The sequence below is a fragment of the Sharpea porci genome, assembly GCF_009695655.1.
Taxonomy (GTDB): domain Bacteria; phylum Bacillota_I; class Bacilli_A; order Erysipelotrichales; family Coprobacillaceae; genus Sharpea; species Sharpea porci.
This window is the reverse complement of the sequence record NZ_VUNM01000021.1, coordinates 25,154-43,741: the sequence shown is the minus strand read 5'-3', so window position 1 is coordinate 43,741 and position 18,588 is coordinate 25,154. Positions and strand designations below refer to the sequence as shown.

The window sequence follows — 18,588 nt, the reverse complement described above, 5'->3', positions numbered from 1 at the left end:
TTTCTCATGCAATACCTCCAAGTCTTATAGAATAGTTAGGAGATTATTGTAACATGCTTTTTTCAGATCTATCATTCAGGACACTTTCTTTCTTGGTACATAAAGACAATATCATGTTTGACTCACACTTCTATCCTTATTTTTAGCCATGAACTTGACAACCTCCCTATTTTAGATTATTCTTTAATTGTTCAAAACAATATGTTTTGTTCAGTCCAAAATAACACAACGAGTTAAAATAAAGCTTATGCTTAAATGCCAGCTCTGCTGGTGTCATTTAGATGACTTTACTAAGGTTGCTTCGGCAACCTTTTTAAATTTCTTGATGTATTACTTTGAAAAAAACTGTTGTTTGAAAGACCTTACTATGAAAGTATATCACACATAAACAAAGTCATGAAAGCGTTTCATATACCTCTATGAAATATTATCAACAATTAACACAAATATATCTCTTTTTAAGTATTAAAAAATAGGTCATTTAAGACCTATTACTTAACTTCCACAATTTTTAAATCTTTATCTGCTTCTTCTTGCTTGCGTATATGTCTTTTGACCATAGCATTACCACATGCTTTTGTGACCACTAAGCCAGTAAATGCTCCAGCCGCAAAGATACCACCCAAGACTTTAATTAATGACCCTTTCTGGGCGGTAGCGACAAGCGTATTACAAATTAGCTTCTCCATATATCCACTCCCTTTTTTCATGTAAGTAAATCATACCAAAAATATACATAGAAAGAAAGCGATTTCGTTATAGCTTTTTACTATTGAAAAACAACTTTTACACCTATATCATCACCTGCTACCTTCTTCACATCTTCAGTGATAACACTTTCAAGTTTCTTTTCTGCCTTTGTATAAAGGCCTTTTTTTATCGCTCTTTTTTCTTCTTTTTCCTTTAATTTATCAACGAGTTCTGTTGAGCTTTGAGGGTTGGATGGATTAAGTATATTGGCATGTCGATCAAGATAAGTAACTTTGCTGGTAGTATGGGAAAGGGTTGTGACTTGTGGCAATGTGACAGTTACATGCTTGCCTGATGCAGTCACTTTGGCCTTTTCTAGATTTACACCTGCTTTAATGGTTCCACTAAATTTGATGACAAAGGATTCTGTTGTAAAAGGAATCTTAATGCCAAAGAGTTCCTGTTTATCTTCATATTTATCAGCAATTGTATATTCATATTGTTCTGTTGCAAGTTCTTGAATGTCTCCAAAAGACTCCTGTATAGCTGAGGTATCTGGGGTACTGATTTGATTATAGACATAACGTATACCTAGTGCTATGACAATGACAAGTATTAAAATAATAATAATCTTTGTCAGTACACTTCCTTTATTTTTTCTCATATACAACCTCCTGTAAGCATGTATTGTAGTTCACGGAAATGAATTATCCATGAACAACACTACCAAATATACACTTTCTCTGCAACAAAAAAGAACCGAGTGGGAAAATCGGTTCTTTATGGCTCAAATGCATGTATTGGGATATTTTTTGAGTCATATTGTAAAAGGGATGATAAGCATCGCTTATCGATGATGAATAAACATCAGTCAGTGCTCTACTGACGCTTCTCATTATAGTTATTTTAAAGAGATATGATAGTACCCTTAAGGCTACCATGCCTGCTTTTTTTCATCAATCCCACGGATGTGCATCCTTCGCCAATAAATGCAGTCGTTTAGCCATCCGTTCCGCTTCACTTCTTGACTTCACGCCAAGCTTTCGATAAATATTGCGATTATGTTTTTTCAGTCCACTATAGCTGATTCTACATCTTTGACATATTTCATCACTTGATAAACCTGCTGTCAACATTCCCAATATTTCTGTCTCTCGATTAGTGAGATGAATTTCTCTTTCTGGTATATAGGAAAGGTTTTCAGGATAATAAGCAGCAATTTTTCTTGTTTCCTGCAAGACATGTTTATAGAACGCTTGATCGAATGATTTATCGTAAGATGCTTCAAGAATGGGCAGTATTGCTATTCCTTCCTGGGCGATTAAATAGACATAATGAAATTTTTGAGCTTTGCGGAAAGCTTCTTGAAAGACTTCTTTGAAGTGGTCATTGCCTAATCGATAAAGGATAATGGACTCTATGAATTGGAGGATGATCGTGTTGATGATATTATTCTTACGTTTGTAATAAGATTGAAGAAAGTGAATATTGTCTAGGGCAAGCTGTAATTCATTGATGGTTACATAGGCTTTAATAGTTATAAGATAACGATAATTATCCAACATATAAAGACCTTCCTGGATATTGGGAGCTATACTAAGATAATGCCTTGCTGCCTGTTCATCACCGACATAAAGTTTAAGTGCAGTCGCAAAAGCTTCAACATTCATTTTCAAGCGTTCATCTTTCTTATCGACAAGACTATCCTGAAATGTTCTCAACCATTTTTCTGCACTTTCATATTGCCCATCAAAGATATGCATACGTGTTATACATGCTGCTGCCACAAAGCGTAAATCAAGCTGTCTGCCATGATTGACAAGCTCAGAAGCTTCACATAAGTCTCGCAAGATTTCATAATGAGGTTTCTCATCACAAATCATTCTTTTTTCACTTTGTAGAAGCAAGATTAAACCTTTGCCTTCATCTCCATATAAATCAATCAATGATGATGATAAGTTATGCCAGATTTGATCATCAACTGTTAGATAGGTACTAAAGTCTACACCGCCATTCATAAGAGAAGGCATTGCGAGTGTTAAGTCGATTGGTGGAATGGAAAGATGATAGTGTTGACTTTCACAACAGAGCTGTGTGAAGTTTTCAATAAGTGTTCTTGGTGATGAAAAATGTAAATAGAGCTGAAGTATATCCATCTGTATCTGATATTCATATTCATCTATTTCATTTTTATTTCCTATAAGTTCTTGATACCAGTAATGACTTTCATTATTTCTCAACAAGAAATAATGAACAAGACAAATGCCTTTATTTAAATAGAATGATGATCTTACTTCTTGATCAGTTAAATTCATATAATAGGGTTCAAGTTCTTTATAATGAGCAAGCGATGGACGTCTTTTCGCATTATTCTTTAAAATACGAATCATGTCATTTCTTTGATGTGCTTTCTGATAATACTTAATTGCAAGAACATCTTCCTGCTTATCTTCATAATATTTTGCGCCAGCTATACAAATCGCACGAACATCTTCAGGCGTCATCTCGAGACCTCTACGCCAGTCAAAGAATTTCACAAATTCATCACGCATCACCCAAATCCCATGCTCATCAAGTGTCACAAAATGCCCAACATCCAACGAATATTCAATAATACTATGCACATAATCAAATCCCGTTATGACCTTTGCCATATCGCTATCAAACTTCTTAAAGACCCCCATCTTCAAATAAAACATCCTAACATCAGGAGGTAAATAACGATAGACATGTTCTTTAAAATAGCTAAAAACATCCTCCCAGCCTAATCCTTGTGCGAATTCCTGAATCTTTTCACCTTTAAGCAGATGACCACACATGGCCATGACGCTCACCGGAAAGCCACGGCTTGCCTTTGTCAGCAACTTGATGTCTGCTTCACTTAAATGCAGGTGATAGTTTTCTAGGAATGCTTTAACATGACTTGTATTCAAGACAAAAGCTTTCTCTCCAATCAAAACATAATTTCGATCAAATAGCTTTGTCATTAGCCATTGGGGCATTCTCCCCCTCCCAATAACAATCATATGAAATTCCGGATGATCAAACAAAGAGAGAATATATTGTTTTGATTCTTCATCACGAATAAAACTGATATTATCGATAATAATCGTACCGACTCTAATACTATTGATATCCGGCATAGCATCTAGCTTGCCATGAAGACCGCTGAGTTCAAGAGTGGCTTTACGACGATAAAAGTAATGGACTGCAGCACTTTTCCCATAGCCTGTTGGAGCGAGAAGAAGACAAGGCACATAGTTATCTTCAGCTTCTTTTAATAAACGATAGACATTTTGTATCTTGATATAGCGCATGAAATCACCTCTTTCCCATTATACACAAAAAGGTATCCTGAAGGATACCAAAAGTCATCTAAGAAGAAATCAGAAATGCCACCCATTCTTTTATATATGAGAAAACAAGAATTAAAGGAAAGAATCGTGAGTCTCTGGAGACATTTCCCATGACTTCCTCTAGCCTTATTATAATCAATCGATACCCCTCACGACAATAAAAATCATACATTCACTATTTTTTTACAGGAATACCTATTCGTGTTTGTTTATAGGGAATGGATTCTAAGAGTTCTAATGATGTGATAGTACAAGAAATGGGTAATATTAAATCAGTAGGTTCTTTTAAAATGGTCTTTCGTGATAAAGTCACATGGGGCAAGAACTGTTTATCATGAAAGGCAATCTTATGTTGATAAAGCTTTTGAACAAGAGTGCTTTGTAAAGCATAAAGTTCTTGAGCATGTGTTGTTGAAAGATAATAAAGGCGACTATTGCAATCAGGAAAACTATCAAGATAATCAAGATTGAAACAAAAAGGTTCAAAGCTTATTTCATCTCTTATTTCCAACAATTCATCAATCAGTGATTCCTCTACTTCCCCTAAAAAGGCCATTGTCATATGAATAGAATTTTCAGGAATGGGTTTCATCTGTAAGGCATGTTCTTTAAGTCGATTGACATTAGTGATGATTTTGTGGGTAGCTTCTTGATTGAATGTCAAAGCATAATAGACTCTACGCATGATTTAAGTTCTGAATAATCCAGCTAAATCCCTTGCCCACTCTTATACCCGTATCTTTAAAGTGATTGCCAGGATTCATTTCAAGAACGCAATGGGTTTCATTTTGAAGATATGATTGATATGTTCTTAAGCAATCACCCACACTAGCCATAATCTTATTTCTTGCCTTTTCTTCCTTGTCACCTAGTGATAAATAGACATATTGTGTTTGAATTGGATGAGTTTGTGTATAACTTAAAAAGTCTTTGAACCAGACACTTGGCGAAGCCCCCACAACCCCATCATATTCGTCCTGATAGGCTGCATAAAGCGCAAAGAGTCCAGCAAGTGAATAACCACCAATAATGACATTAGCATCTTGCATTGCATAGAGCACTTTGACTTCTTTAATAACTTCTTTGACTTCTTGATAGAATAGATCAGCCCCACCTGTAAAGTCCTGATTGCCAAATATAGCAGGCATAAACCATGGTGAAAGCTCTTTTTGCCAGTCATTGACCAATATACCTACTAAAAGATAATCTTTAGTCGTTTTATTGATTGTTTCTATCTCTTCTTCCATGGCTTCTAAGTCATGTTCATCGATAGGCTGTATTAATAAATATTTTGCTTGTTTCTTACCATGAATAAAACATTGAAGATTCTTTATTGTTTCCATTAAATCACCTCTAATATTCATTGTAATAGAAACACAACATATTACAACAAGAAAAGATGACCTTTCAGTCATCTGTTTCCTGATAATAGAAGACTTCTTCTACATTCTTCCCAAATACATGAGCAATCTCATAAACAAGACGATAGGATGGATTGAATTCGCCTCTTTCAAGCCTTCCAATTGTCTCACGCGATACACCAACAACCTTTGATAAGTCTTCCTGTGTCATGTGATGATCATTTCTTAATATGATTAATGTTGTGACAAGTCTCATTAAAAACACCTCACAAGACATTTATATCTCTTTTTTCATGATAAAAGGTGTGCTTGCAGCACACCTAGTTTATTAAATCATTATTTTCATCTTCATCGTCGACATAGTCTTTAAAGACTTGATAGGGTTCTTCTAAGCCAAGAAGACCAATGGCGAGTTCAAGACCAGTGATGACCCCCTGTCCTTCTATATATGCGTCACCTTCTTTTTTAGCGACTTGTTGTTTTAATGTTTCAATAGCTCCAAAAAGAGCAGGGATATTATCTGTAATATCGATATTTTTCATCTACCTCTCACCCTTTCGTGACAACACTATAGCATAGATGGTAAGATATTTCATGCAATATGATTGAAAGGGGAATTAGATGATGCATTTTAGTGTGAATATGTTGATTGAAGTGATGTTGATTGTTGTTGGGGTTGTGATGTTTATTAGAAATAGAGAAAAAGATAGAAAAGTTGCTTATTCCTGGGGTGCGCTTGGCTTGTTTGCCGGCGTTATTCTTATCCTAGGATTATGTGGGATTATTAAGTTATAGAAAAAAAGCTCTAGATTTCTCTAGAACTATTGTTCGATCTTTTTCTGCTTATCCTCTTTTGGTTCACCAACATGGAGTAAATCCGTAACTTTCCAGATAATAGCCATTATAAGAAAGGCTGCAACCATAAGAATAAGCGTACCAATTGTTTCATAAACACTCATCAAAGATCCCTCCTGACTAGAGTCATTTTATCATTATATGAGTCAAATTGAAACACATTTATTGTCTAAAAAGGGAAAGTGCTTCTTTCCCTTTTTGACTATAGGTCATCTTCGATAGCTGATGATTTCGCATAGGCTGTTGAACGGGCTTCAAAGAAGTCTGTCTTCACCTGGTTAGCATCGGCATAAAGAGATACCCACTTCATATCCGCAGGTTCTTTTTCATAACCTGGATAAAGTGTTCCAAGGCCTAATGATGAATAACGTAAGTTGCCAAGATACTTAATATAATCTTCAATCATCTTTTCATTAAGACCTTCAATTTCATTACCAATAACATATTTACCCCAGGCAATTTCCTGTTCAACACCTTCCTGAATCATATCCTTAATAATCTTGATATGAGCATCATCAAAGAGATCAGGTTCTTCTTTTCTCAGTTCTACAAGAATATTTCTGAAAAGCCATAAATGGGTATTCTCATCCCTATTGATATAGCGTATTTCCTGTACTGAGCCTGGCATTCTGCCATTTCTTCCTAGATTATAGAAGAACATGAAGCCAGAATAGAAATAGATGCCTTCTAAGATATAATTGGCTATTAAGACTCGTAAGAATGTTTCTTTGTCTTGTTTGTTGATGAATTCATTATAGAGATGACCAATAAATTCATTTCTCTTTAATAAATGTTCATCCGTCTTCCATTGATAGAGGATATCATTTCTTTCTGTAGGATTGCATATCGTATCCAACATATAAGAATAGCTCTGTGAATGAATGCATTCCTGGAATGTCTGAATGCCAAGACAGAGATTCACTTCATTAGCTGTCACATACTGACTAATATTAGGCAGGTTAGCTGATTGGAGTGAATCAAGATAGACAAGAAATGATAAAATCTTGTCATAAGCAATGCGTTCAGCATGAGGTAAATGGGGGTAGTCAGATTTATCCTGATTCAAATTAATTTCTTCAGGAATCCAGAAGTTATTCATGGCCTGACGATACCAGTCAGATACCCATTCATATTTCATATTATTAAAATCATTGATATTTGTCGTATTGAAATTGATAAGACGGCGATGTGCAACACTCGTATCCCCTTCAGGGTTGAAGAGTGGCTTACGCATAATTTTGTTTTCCATGTTTTTCCTTCTTTCTTACTATGCTGAACAAGATTCACATTCTTCAGGATCAAGCGCACGAGAACGTACATAATAGACGGTCTTCACGCCCTCTTCCCAGGCTTGAATATAGAGTCTTAGTAACTGGCTCATTTTATATTCATTAGTAATCCAGAAATTGACAGACTGGGACTGATCAATATGGCGCTGACGGATACCTGCTGCCTTGACAGACCACCTCTGGTCAATAGAATGCGCACTCTTGTAATACCAATATGTTTCCATTGAAAGCTCTGGGGCAACTCTAGGTAAGATAGCCCCCTTCTTTTCTTCGAGGAAGAAACGATGCATGACAGGATCAAGTCCTGCTGATGTACCAATAAGAATGGATGTTGAAGATGTTGGTGCTGTCGCTAGGATCCAGGCATTACGAATACCTTCATGAACCTCTTTCTTGAGTTCTTGCCATCTAGGTGAAGTGTAATTTCTTCGATCGAAATATTGGCCATCTTCCCATTCTGAACCCGCAAAATAAGGATATGAGCCTCTTTCTTTGGCAAGCTTTGTTGAAGCTTTGATGGCTGCATAATTGATATCTTCAAAGACATGATCAACAAAAGCAAGATGTTCTTCAGATTCCCACTTGATACCATTCTTTGCTAACATATGATGATATCCAGATACCCCTAGACCAATTGCACGATAATGCTGGTTAGTGATTTTTGCATCAGCAACAGGATAGAAATTCAAGTCAATGACATTATCAAGAGCACGTACTACCGTACTTGTAATCTCTTCAATTTCTTGGCTATTATTGACATCAATATTCCCTAAGCATAAGGAAGCAAGATTACAAACAACAAAGTCCCCAGGCTTGCTTCTTGTAACAATCACTTCTTCGCCATTTTCTAATTCAACTTTCTCTGAAAGTATTTCAGCTTCTGACATATTCTGAGCTATTTCTGTACAGAGATTAGAACAATAGATCATCCCCTTATGTTTATTAGGATTCATACGATTGACTACATCTCTGTTAAAAGCAAATGGTGTACCTGTTTCAACAGCTGATTTTAAGATTAATCTGACAATATCTTTAATAGGAACAACACGTTTAGAGATCGTTGGATCACTAATACATTCATGATACTTTCTTTCCCATTCCTCACCATAACAGTCTTCAAGCGCATAACCTTTTTTCAAGAGCACTTCATGAGGATCAAGAAGATACCAGTTGCCCTCCAAGTCATCTCTAGCCTGTTTCCAGAATAAATCAGGATAACATACAGCTGGGAAGACATCATGTGCTTTCATACGATCATCGCCATTATTCGTACGAAGCTGCAAGAATTCAGGAAGGTCCTTATGCCACACATCAAGATAAACGGCTACAGCCCCCTGACGCATGCCAAGCTGGTCAACAGCAACAGCTGTATCATTGACAAGACGAATCCAGCGAATGACACCACCAGATGCCCCTTCAAAACCGCGGATAGTTCCACCACGAGCACGAACCTTACCAAAATACATTCCCATGCCGCCACCATATTTTGAGACATCAGCAAACTTCGAAACAGCATTATAAATACCATCCAGACTATCCGGTACGGTATCGATAAAGCAGCTCGAAAGCTGATGATATGGCTTGCGGGCATTGGATTGTGTTGGTGTTGCCATCGTAACTTTATGAAGTGACATCATATCATAGAACTTCTTCACCCATATTAGACGATCATGCGGTTCTTTCATGGCAAGATGCATGGCAATACCCATATACATTTCCTGAGGAGATTCAATGGCTACTTTATCATGCGTATGAATGACATAGCGAGAAAGCAATAAATCTAAGCCCGAATAACCAAAGAGGTCGTTACGGCTTTGGTCTAGCGCTTGTTCTAATTGATCAATTTCTTCTTTCGTATAGTTTTCAAGGATATAGGCACCATAGAGTTCTTTTTCTGTCATCATGACAATCTTGTCATAGAAAGAATGAATATGCATTGTCTTTTCTGTTTCTTTCAGTTCACGCATGAATTGAAAACATAATAAACGACCGGCAATCTTTTCCCATTCCGGCTCTTCCTTGCTTGTCAGTTCCGCAGCTGCTCTTGTCAATAATTCAAGACGTTCTTTCTGGCTCATGAGATCCTTAGCCATAGCTTCATAACGAGAAGTCAAGCGATTGATATCTCTTTTTGGGAATGTCTTTTGAATACGCTTGATGACATCATTGAGATTATCCTCGTTATCATGTTCATCAATAGCGACAACTTGTAAAAGATGCTTACGTGCCTGTCTGATTTCATTTCTCTTTTCTCGATAAAGAATGTAATTTCTTGCAACATTATAAAATCCATTCTTCATCAAAATCTGTTCAACGGCATCCTGTACACGTTCAACCGCAACAACATCTTCTCCCTTAAGCATATCAGCGATTTCTACAAGCAACGCTTCTAGCTTCTCTTGACTAATCTCTTCTTTTGACGCATTGAATGCTTTTTGAATGGCATGAATAATCTTCTTCCCATCATAGGCTTCTTTGCGATTATCTCTCTTGACGATCGTTTTCATTCTTTATTTGAGGCAGGACATACTGCCCCTCTCCTTTCCAACATACTTAGCTTTTTTCAGTATATCGACATCTCTTCTAACAGGCAAAAAGAACGCATTATTTTTTCAGAGTATATGAAAAGACACCCTGCTTACGTATTCATCACTTTACCTGTCATCCATTAAGTACTTAGTCTTGAATCACCATTATCGTTTGATTCTGTAGAGAAGAAAGTCTTCTTTGCTTGGCTTTATATACTAGGAATGTAATGAATTATCTAAACAAGATGTCTTTTCATTAAACGAATTTTCAGTATCTAGAATTTTGGAATCTCCTTCTTTCTTTTCTTTTTTCTAATTACACTATAATCACTTTTGTAAGCGATTTCAAGCACTTTTCATAATTTGAAAATTATTGAGTGCTTGGAATCAACATAGTGCTATTTGAGAACTCTAGGAGATTTTCGACTTTTTCTTTATCGCTTTGCAGCTGCTCACGATAAACTCTTATGAGATTCTTTTTTAACTCTACATCCTCATAGTTACCTTGACTGCAAGAACTTTATAGAGATATGCCATGTCATCACCTACATGCTTAACTCTTTTTGAGTTAAGAACAGTCACAAATCAACATAAAAAACGGTGCAGCATGAGCATTACACCCACACTTCTACGCCATAAGCTCCTAGATGACCTTTGGGTGCTGAATTGCAGCCTTTAATCATTTCATGATCTATATACAACTACCAGTCATGCTTATTCAACATATGGAAAAGAAATGGCACTTCAAAGAGAAGCATACATATCCATCCCACAAGATAGCTTAAAGGAATACCAATCATGCCTATATGCAAAGTAAAGACAAGAATGAGTGCACTGATAACTCTACCAGTCATATTAATCAAGCTGCTAAAGAAAGTGATCTTCAAATCACCTATACCTCTAAAATAGCCCTGAATGGCATTTGTGATGGCTGGAAGTATATACATGAAGGCTATGCAATGAAGATAGACTTCACCTAGCTTAATGACTTTCATGTCTTTGGTGAAGAGTTGCATGATGGGATTAGCTAGAATGAAGAAAAGCAATCCGACTATTAGACCATATATTAGTTCAATCCGATTGCCTACTCTAAATGCCTCACGAACTCTTTGTTCTTCTTTAGCCCCTTTGTTCTGAGCCATTACAGCTGTCATGGCATGGGCGATATTCTGTTCTGGAACAATCGCAAAATCATCCGTACGATTGACGGCATTGAAGGCTGCTGTTGTGGATACCCCCATTGTATTGACAATCATCTGGATGCCTAGTTTTCCTATCTGGACTGTTGATTGCTGGAGGGCTGTGACAATCCCATAGGAAATTGTTTTAGAAAGCATAGTATGATCAAAGATGAACCAGCGTTTGCCTAAATTGAGTACGGGGACATTTTTCTTAATATAGACTAAACACATCAATGCGGACAAACCTTCACTGATTACTGTTGATAAAGCGACACCATGAATACCAAAATCAAGGACAATCACAAAGAAGAGATCACCAATAATATTTAAGATTGCTGAAACACCTAAGAAGATGAGGGGGGATTTGGAATCACCCATAGCTCTTAATGTTGAAGCAAAGAAATTATAAAGAAAAGTAAAGACAAGACCTAATGAGACAATGCGCAAGTAGCTTGTTGCTTCAATAAGTAATTGGTCTTCAACCTGTAATATCATAAGAAGCTCTTTCGCAAAGAGAAAGGCAAAAAGACTCATCACAAGAGAAAAGATTGTTCCAGCAATAAGCGCTGTAGAAACCTGTCGTTCAAGCCTCCTGTAGTCCTTAGCGCCATAGAGAAGACCCACCAAAATGCCTGCCCCTAAGCAGATGCCATTAAGCATCAAGATGACTAATGTCATTAAAGGATTGCTCGTCCCAATAGCTGCTAATGCCAAGGAAGACACAAAACGACCAACAATAATTGAATCAACAGCATTATAGGTCAGCTGTAGAATATTCCCTAAGACAAGAGGTATTGTAAAAGAAATAATGAGGGGAGCAAGCTTCCCCTTTGTCATATCCTTAGTCATTTTCATACCAGGCTTCTTCGTATTCGATACGATAGAAGCCCTTAAGTTGAATCAGCTTACGTACTTCATGAAAGGCTTTATTATAGAGAAGCACATAATGGCTTGCCTTGGCATTTTTGATTGAGACAAGTGCTTCACCTGTCTTAATGGTATTTGTCAATTCATCAATGTCATCTTCTTCAAACGTCAGTAAATTCCACAAAGAATACTTTGTCGTATAGAAAGACATATACTCTGGTGCTTCTGCCTTCCAGGCACATGTTACATATTTCTCTTCACCATCTTCTTCGATGTTGATTTCACATATAGCACTTTGTAACTGATAGCCATCAAAGTCTTCATCATAGGCATATGTGCTTCTTGTATTCTTAATCTTAATCATGAGCAACCTCCAATCGTATGAGTTCTTGCAGACGGTCAGCTATAGCCTTAAATTTCCCATTTTCAATTGCATGAGCCATGAGTGCTGTATGGACACGTTCTTCACGCATATAGAATGTCAGCATTGTCACACATTCTAGTAAATCCATGTCCTCAATCGCCTTCACACCCATCTTCTTAAAATGCTTATAATAATCTTCATCAAAAAGTCCTAGCTTATAGAAACGATAAACATAATCTTTTGTCGCTTCATCAAAATGGGGAATATTCTTATCAAATTCTCCTTTATGATAAGTAACACTCTTACCTTCAAAGACAGGAAGATTGATTGCTTGACGGATAATATAAGCTTTTTTGAGTTCATCTTTGGTCGGGATTGCACTACTCGCCCCACTTTTCTCACATGTACAGGCAGCTGCAAGACTGGCAATCTGCATAGCTTCTTCAATAGATTTATTCGCCATCAGACTCGCAAGATAATAACCAATATAGGTATCACCAGCTCCAGTCGTATCCACCACATGGCAAGACAGAGCAGCAACATATTTACGTTTACCTTCTGATAAATAATAGCTCCCCTGCCCACCAACTGTTAACAAAATATCCTGATGCATGAACTTTGTTTCCAGGGCATTCATCAGTTTTTCAAGACTTGTTGGATTATTTGTAAGAGCTTGTGCTTCTCGTACATTGACAACAAGCAAGTCAATGACATCTAATGGATAATCAAGGACAGTTTCATGCATAGGTGCCGCATTAAAGATAATCTTCAGTTTTCTTTCATGAGCTTTCTTGATGATCTTATCAACATTATTAATCTCATTTTGTAATAAGATCATATCACCAGCATGCATAACACTAAGTACTTCATCAATAAATGCATCAGTAATGGCATGATTAGCTCCATGATTTATCACAATCGCATTTTCACCACCAGCGACCTGAATAAAGGCATGACCAGTTGGCGCATTGACTTCACGTATAAACTGTGTTGTACAGTGATATTGTTCTAAGGCTTTCTTAAAGTCATATCCATCACGACCAATACAGCCTGCCATGATGACTTCACCACCAGCTTTGGCAATAGCCAGAGCCTGGTTGAAACCTTTACCACCAAGACTTCTTGTACATTTAAGTGCTGATTGCGTTTCTCCTGGACGCACAAAGTGATCCATGAGATAACTCTCATCAATATTCATCGATCCAAAACATAATACTTTCATTATTCCAACATCCTTTTCTTCCCGCATTATATCATAAGATGATAGTAAATCACTATAAGAAAAAGGATGCTTCATAAGCACCCCTAGTTATCCCAAAACAAATCATTTAAAGTCACATCCAGCACTTTACATATTTCAATACAAAGATTTATTGTTGGATTATAGTCCCCTTTTTCTATCGCGATAATCGTCTGTCTAGATACCCCAACAGCCTCAGCAAGCTGTGCCTGACTCATATCATGCGCAGCCCTGGCAGCCTTTAATTTAAGATTCTTCATGTTTCATCTTCCAGTTTCTAACAATCATGATCATACCAAGAATAAAGACAATACCACCAAGAAGCGTATTCACAATTCCTCTTGAAAGCATGCCATGACTGTCCACAAAATGATCTGACATCATATTCTGTAAGCCTACAAAGAAATCAAATGCTCCAACTGCGACGGCAATAATCGACAAACGCTTCGCATTATCATTCATGCCTGCATAAGCATCATAGAGACTATAATAGATGGCTGCACTGCCTGCACCAAGCATGATGCCTACAAGCAACATTGTATCCGTATACATCGGGATGCGGACATCAAATAATATGAGTAAGGCAAGAATGGCATAATAAACAAGCATGACCATGAAGCCCACTGACTTTCCCTTTGCTCTGATCAGCTTCTGTCTTTCATCATACTCACTATGCATGCGATGATTCTTGCGAATAAGGATAGAGAAAAACAATCCTAAAAGTACAACAATAAGCAAAACAACCACCCATGGAACAAAAATCTCAAATGTCATATACATATCCTCCTAAGTCATTCATGTATGATGTTGTGTCAAATATATTTTACACCTTAAACATAGTTCATTCATACTAATAAGTCAACTATATTTTACATTATGTCTAATAAAAATAGCTACCCAAGGTAGCTATTGAAAACGTAAAGGTAATTCTAACCCATTTGACTCTAGGAGTTCTTTATTTGTAAGTATCTGCTTATCTCCTTTTAGGATGATTTCTCCTTTATGAATAAGAATGACCTCATCCACAAGATCATAAGCCATATCGAGATCATGTGTCGCAAGAATGATACTTTGAGGAAGAGATTTTAAGATATTGATGATTCGTCGTCTTGCTTTAGGATCCAGAAAGGCTGTTGGTTCATCAAGCAGCAAGATATCTGGTTCCATCACAAGCACTCCAGCTAAAGCAACCAAACTTTTCTGCCCGCCAGAAAGCTTGGCACAGTTTCTTGTCAGCAGGTCTTCAATATGTAATTGACTTGCCATCGCTTGTACCTTTTCATCAACAACATCTTGTTGGATTCCCTGGCTGACTAAGCCAAAGGCAATATCTTCACAGACCGTATTCATAAAAAGCTGATGATCAGGATTTTGGAAGAGATAACCCACACGTTTTCTAATCGTATGCAGGTTCTCTTTCTTCACCTCCAAACCATCAACGAGAATAGATCCCGTCATCGGATGTAAACCAACAATGGAGGTTAGAAGTGTGCTCTTACCACTGCCATTTTCACCAATAATGGCTGTAACAGGTGTGTTGATTGTTGTTGTAAGATGATTGATAGCTGTAATTGTATGGTCATAGACTATACTGACATCATTAATTTGGATCATGATAACACCACCTTCATAATAAGCATCATACCAGCCATCAATAGAATAAGAAAGATATCATCAAGATGTATGGGCTGATGCACACCATAATAATGCCCAGGATCATAACCCCTTAAGCTCATTGCATCATCAACAAGATGGGCATGATGCAAGCTTCTTACAAACAACAAGCCAAGAAAGCTTCCCATATGTTTCATTTCCAAAGCCTCCTTTTTAAAATGTCTTAAGAGATAGGCCTGATGCATTTTGCCTGCTTCTTCTACAAGTAAAAAGATATAACGATAGGTCATGAGAATAATGCTGATAAGGAAATAGGGAACATGCAGCATGACAAATGCCCCAGCTATATCTTCTAATGGCGTTGTTGCTACAAAAAGAAAGACAATGGCAAGACAGAGAAAGGTCTTGACCATAATAGCGATCATTGATAAGAGACCTATTGTGAGTGGAATATTGTAGAAATTGATAGGTGTAGGCATGAGAATGACATTACTGATGCCTAAAAAGAAAGAGAATGGCAAACCAATAAGGGTACGCTTCAGCATTTCTTTAACTGGAATTTTGGCTAAAAAACATATCAAAATGATAAGACATAGAAGAAAGAGATAGGAGAAGAGTGCGTAGGATGTTGAGGTTAAGGTGAAAATGATAAAAAATAAAGTAAAGAAAAGTTTGACGATGGGATGGAGGTGATGAATGGGTGTATGTTGATTGGTGAGCTCTTCAATATGATTTAAAGAAAAAAGTGAGTAGGTATATTTATTCATGACGATGTTTCTTTGACAGCAAATAGCCCACACCACCGGCGACGACAAGCACGACACCTGCGCCAATCACGCCTGCGCTTGCGCCTGATAATGGTGAGTCGTTGTCTTTAAAGCTATAATCTGGAAGCAATGATGTCTGTTCCTGGACTTGAGCGATGTCTTTCTTTGTTTTGTTTTTATCTTCAATTTCTGTCGAACCTGTAATATTAGCAATGGACCACTCTAAGCCATCAGGATGACTTGAGGCAAAAAGTGATAATCCCCCCGCCACAACAAGTGCACAAAGCCCAATGATGAGCGATGCTTTCTTGCTTTCAACAGTGTTTGTCATATGAAGGGCATCTTCAATAATGGATGGTGAATATTTATAGACAAAGCCCACAACAGCACTCGTAATCAGCCCCTCAACAAGCCCAATCACAACATGAATAGGCAACATCAAAGCAATAAAAGCCGTAAAAGGCAGTGCTGTTATATGGCTAGCTAGAGTCTGCAAGCTGACAGACAAAGCCCCTAATTCAATACCAACAATACATGAAAGAATAGAAGCTATTGTCAATGTCTTACCATTAATACCAAACTTATTCAATATTGGTTTGACAATGAAAGGATAGGCTACAAAAAGAGGCAAGACACCCATATTAAAGATATTGCAGCCAAGTGCCAACAAACCACCATCACCAAACAAAAGTGCCTGAATGACAAGCACAGCAACAATGGACAAGAATGCAGGATACTGTCCTAGAACCATTGCCAGCATGATGCTGCCAAGAATATGGCCTGAAGAACCTGTCCCAGGTATTGTAAAATTGATCATCTGTCCGGCAAAGACAAATGCCCCCATCACTCCCATTAAAGCAACTTTATGAGACAGGTTGGCGGTATTACATTTCTTAATGGCATACGCAATCAAGAATCCAATAACAACATAAAAGATTATACCAACAGGTATCGAAATCAACCCGTCAGCCATATGCATCATAAAATTCATGAACTTTCCTCCTTCAAAATACTGATTTTTATTGTAACATGTTTTCAGTTTTTATGCTAGAAAGAAGAAAAGTCAATATCAAAGGACTATAATATCTTTAGAGTAAGAGGTTCTAAAAATCTAGGCAAAAGGGAGGAATGCAAATGCGACATAAAGTCAAAGTTAGGATGCCAATAAAGAAAAGAGGTTTTCTTGGAATAAAGAAAACCGTCATGGAAACCCATACTGTTGAAGTAGATGACAAGACTTATAAAAAACTTCAGCGTGATCATAAAAGTCAGCCTTATACAATTGAAGAGATGATGCTTTATGACGATATTTTCTTTGATGACTAGAAGTCAAAAAGAAAAGATGTATCAGCCATAATAAGACTGATACATCTTTTCATCTATGCATAGTGATGAAGATAGTCGTTGATCTTTTGTGCAAGTTGTTGATGTCCTCGTGATGTAAGATGTATACCATCTTTATCCATATCTAAATCATCCTTCATACTTAGATAATCAATATGATGCTTAATAGCAAGCCTTATCATAGCATCTTCGAGTTTCTTTGACTTATCAAATACATCTATAGGATAATCCCAGCCAACGACACATTCATAATGTATATAAGGTGGTATCAACAATAATATCTTTTCTTTTTCAATTACAATGAGTTCTTCTAACTGCATGATGATACGATCAACCGCATAGCCACCAATAGATGAAAGGTCATTTGTCCCTAGCATGATAATCGTTAATTCATGGGGTTGTTGGATAGCTTTAATAAAGCTGCCTAAACAATTAGTCGTACGACCACATACACCCTCATTAATAGTCTGATATTTCTCACTTTCTAGCAATCTAGGATAGTTGTCTTCAATCCTGCCACCTCCAGCATGATAGCCATATGTATTTGAATCACCAAAACACAGTATTTTCATGATTTCCTCCAAAAAAAATCACTCATTAAAGAGTGACTTTTTTATAGTACAAGACTAGGTGCTGCATAAACACGAGCAAGAAGTTCCTGATTTAAGGCATAGAGTCCTTTTGGATCAGTACCAAATAAATTATATTTCTTAATTAAATCATCTGCATTCTTTTCTTCTTCGCCCTGTTCCTTTACAAACCAGTCAAAGCATTGCATTGTACGATAGTCATTGACATCACTTGCAGCCTTATAGATAGTATTAATAAGACTTGTGACATACTGTTCATGTTCTAAGCCATAAACAAGTGGATCTTTTAAAGAATGATATGTTTTATCAGGTTTCTCAACAGCTTCAAAAGTGACTGTTTCACCATTATTAATAAGGTAAGTTCTCATCAGCATTGCATGATCTCTTTCTTCCTGAGCCTGGATTTCATACCAGTGTGCAAAACCATCAAGTCCCTGATCATGATAATAGTTTGAGAAATCTAAATAGAGATAAGCACTATAGAATTCCTGATTGATTTGTGTGTTGATAAGTTCTTTTACTTTCGCGTCTAACATTTCTTT

The 18,588-nt window shown here is 36.9% G+C and carries 22 protein-coding genes; 2 read left to right on the top strand and 20 right to left on the bottom strand.

All coding sequences use genetic code 11. The features are described from left to right. Positions 1 to 491 precede the first annotated feature (491 nt). The 7 genes from FYJ79_RS08950 to FYJ79_RS08920 form a co-directional block, all read right to left on the bottom strand. The gene (locus tag FYJ79_RS08950) at positions 492 to 689 is read right to left on the bottom strand and encodes a hypothetical protein (protein ID WP_154517116.1); all 198 of its coding nucleotides are present in this window, start codon (positions 687 to 689) and stop codon (positions 492 to 494) included. Positions 690 to 769: 80 nt separating this feature from the next. Then, the gene (locus tag FYJ79_RS08945; RefSeq protein ID WP_154517113.1) at positions 770 to 1,354 is read right to left on the bottom strand and encodes a DUF4230 domain-containing protein; all 585 of its coding nucleotides are present in this window, start codon (positions 1,352 to 1,354) and stop codon (positions 770 to 772) included. 292 nt (positions 1,355 to 1,646) lie between these two features. Further along, positions 1,647 to 4,007, bottom strand: coding sequence for a response regulator transcription factor (locus FYJ79_RS08940; RefSeq protein WP_154517110.1), 2,361 nt, complete (start codon positions 4,005 to 4,007; stop codon positions 1,647 to 1,649). 214 nt (positions 4,008 to 4,221) lie between these two features. Continuing rightward, positions 4,222 to 4,731: an RNA 2',3'-cyclic phosphodiesterase gene (thpR, locus tag FYJ79_RS08935; protein WP_154517107.1), complete on the bottom strand. Its 510-nt coding sequence runs from the start codon at positions 4,729 to 4,731 to the stop codon at positions 4,222 to 4,224. Beyond that, positions 4,724 to 5,389: an esterase gene (locus FYJ79_RS08930; protein WP_195837058.1), complete on the bottom strand. Its 666-nt coding sequence runs from the start codon at positions 5,387 to 5,389 to the stop codon at positions 4,724 to 4,726. Before FYJ79_RS08930 ends, thpR begins: the two co-directional genes overlap by 8 nt. A 64-nt stretch (positions 5,390 to 5,453) precedes the next feature. Further along, entirely contained in the window at positions 5,454 to 5,663 is a 210-nt protein-coding gene (locus FYJ79_RS08925) for a helix-turn-helix transcriptional regulator (RefSeq protein WP_229771436.1), read from the bottom strand. 64 nt (positions 5,664 to 5,727) lie between these two features. Continuing rightward, positions 5,728 to 5,949, bottom strand: a complete 222-nt coding sequence (locus tag FYJ79_RS08920) for a hypothetical protein (RefSeq protein ID WP_154517098.1) — start codon at positions 5,947 to 5,949, stop codon at positions 5,728 to 5,730. 79 nt (positions 5,950 to 6,028) lie between these two features. Here FYJ79_RS08920 and FYJ79_RS08915 point away from each other — a divergent pair, with 79 nt between their 5' ends. After that, positions 6,029 to 6,202 (top strand): hypothetical protein, encoded by a 174-nt coding sequence (locus FYJ79_RS08915; protein ID WP_154517095.1) that lies wholly within the window; start codon positions 6,029 to 6,031, stop codon positions 6,200 to 6,202. A gap of 26 nt (positions 6,203 to 6,228) precedes the next feature. Here FYJ79_RS08915 and FYJ79_RS08910 read toward each other — a convergent pair whose 3' ends face one another. The 11 genes from FYJ79_RS08910 to FYJ79_RS08860 all read right to left on the bottom strand — a co-directional run bounded on the left by FYJ79_RS08910 (position 6,229) and on the right by FYJ79_RS08860 (position 17,103). After that, positions 6,229 to 6,366 (bottom strand): hypothetical protein, encoded by a 138-nt coding sequence (locus FYJ79_RS08910; protein ID WP_154517092.1) that lies wholly within the window; start codon positions 6,364 to 6,366, stop codon positions 6,229 to 6,231. Between the two features lie 98 nt (positions 6,367 to 6,464). Beyond that, entirely contained in the window at positions 6,465 to 7,511 is a 1,047-nt protein-coding gene (locus FYJ79_RS08905; protein ID WP_154517089.1) for a ribonucleotide-diphosphate reductase subunit beta, read from the bottom strand. Positions 7,512 to 7,529: 18 nt separating this feature from the next. Next, a complete protein-coding gene (locus FYJ79_RS08900; protein WP_154517086.1) occupies positions 7,530 to 10,058 on the bottom strand; it encodes a ribonucleoside-diphosphate reductase subunit alpha in 2,529 nt (842 codons plus the stop codon). 722 nt (positions 10,059 to 10,780) lie between these two features. After that, positions 10,781 to 12,115: an MATE family efflux transporter gene (locus FYJ79_RS08895; protein WP_229771435.1), complete on the bottom strand. Its 1,335-nt coding sequence runs from the start codon at positions 12,113 to 12,115 to the stop codon at positions 10,781 to 10,783. Beyond that, the gene (locus tag FYJ79_RS08890) at positions 12,102 to 12,491 is read right to left on the bottom strand and encodes a hypothetical protein (RefSeq protein WP_154517083.1); all 390 of its coding nucleotides are present in this window, start codon (positions 12,489 to 12,491) and stop codon (positions 12,102 to 12,104) included. Before FYJ79_RS08890 ends, FYJ79_RS08895 begins: the two co-directional genes overlap by 14 nt. Then, positions 12,484 to 13,713, bottom strand: coding sequence for a PfkB family carbohydrate kinase (locus FYJ79_RS08885; protein ID WP_195837057.1), 1,230 nt, complete (start codon positions 13,711 to 13,713; stop codon positions 12,484 to 12,486). Before FYJ79_RS08885 ends, FYJ79_RS08890 begins: the two co-directional genes overlap by 8 nt. A gap of 83 nt (positions 13,714 to 13,796) precedes the next feature. Further along, entirely contained in the window at positions 13,797 to 13,991 is a 195-nt protein-coding gene (locus FYJ79_RS08880) for a helix-turn-helix transcriptional regulator (protein ID WP_154517077.1), read from the bottom strand. After that, positions 13,978 to 14,505 (bottom strand): hypothetical protein, encoded by a 528-nt coding sequence (locus FYJ79_RS08875; protein WP_195837056.1) that lies wholly within the window; start codon positions 14,503 to 14,505, stop codon positions 13,978 to 13,980. Before FYJ79_RS08875 ends, FYJ79_RS08880 begins: the two co-directional genes overlap by 14 nt. Positions 14,506 to 14,637: 132 nt before the next feature. Then, positions 14,638 to 15,345, bottom strand: a complete 708-nt coding sequence (locus FYJ79_RS08870) for an energy-coupling factor ABC transporter ATP-binding protein (protein WP_154517070.1) — start codon at positions 15,343 to 15,345, stop codon at positions 14,638 to 14,640. Then, entirely contained in the window at positions 15,342 to 16,112 is a 771-nt protein-coding gene (cbiQ, locus tag FYJ79_RS08865; protein WP_154517067.1) for a cobalt ECF transporter T component CbiQ, read from the bottom strand. The genes FYJ79_RS08870 and cbiQ overlap by 4 nt, the downstream gene beginning before the upstream one ends. Continuing rightward, positions 16,105 to 17,103 carry an energy-coupling factor ABC transporter permease gene (locus tag FYJ79_RS08860; protein WP_154517064.1) on the bottom strand — a complete coding sequence of 333 codons (999 nt, stop codon included), beginning with the start codon at positions 17,101 to 17,103 and terminating at the stop codon, positions 16,105 to 16,107. The genes cbiQ and FYJ79_RS08860 overlap by 8 nt, the downstream gene beginning before the upstream one ends. Before the next feature lie 143 nt (positions 17,104 to 17,246). Here FYJ79_RS08860 and FYJ79_RS08855 point away from each other — a divergent pair, with 143 nt between their 5' ends. Then, on the top strand, positions 17,247 to 17,438 hold the full coding sequence (locus tag FYJ79_RS08855; RefSeq protein WP_154517061.1) for a hypothetical protein: 192 nt from the start codon (positions 17,247 to 17,249) through the stop codon (positions 17,436 to 17,438). Positions 17,439 to 17,491: 53 nt separating this feature from the next. Here FYJ79_RS08855 and FYJ79_RS08850 read toward each other — a convergent pair whose 3' ends face one another. Together FYJ79_RS08850 and FYJ79_RS08845 are read right to left on the bottom strand one after the other, a co-directional pair. Continuing rightward, entirely contained in the window at positions 17,492 to 18,028 is a 537-nt protein-coding gene (locus FYJ79_RS08850) for a GDSL-type esterase/lipase family protein (RefSeq protein WP_154517058.1), read from the bottom strand. 41 nt (positions 18,029 to 18,069) lie between these two features. Further along, positions 18,070 to 18,582, bottom strand: coding sequence for a ferritin (locus tag FYJ79_RS08845; RefSeq protein WP_154517055.1), 513 nt, complete (start codon positions 18,580 to 18,582; stop codon positions 18,070 to 18,072). Between the last annotated feature and the right edge of the window lie 6 nt (positions 18,583 to 18,588).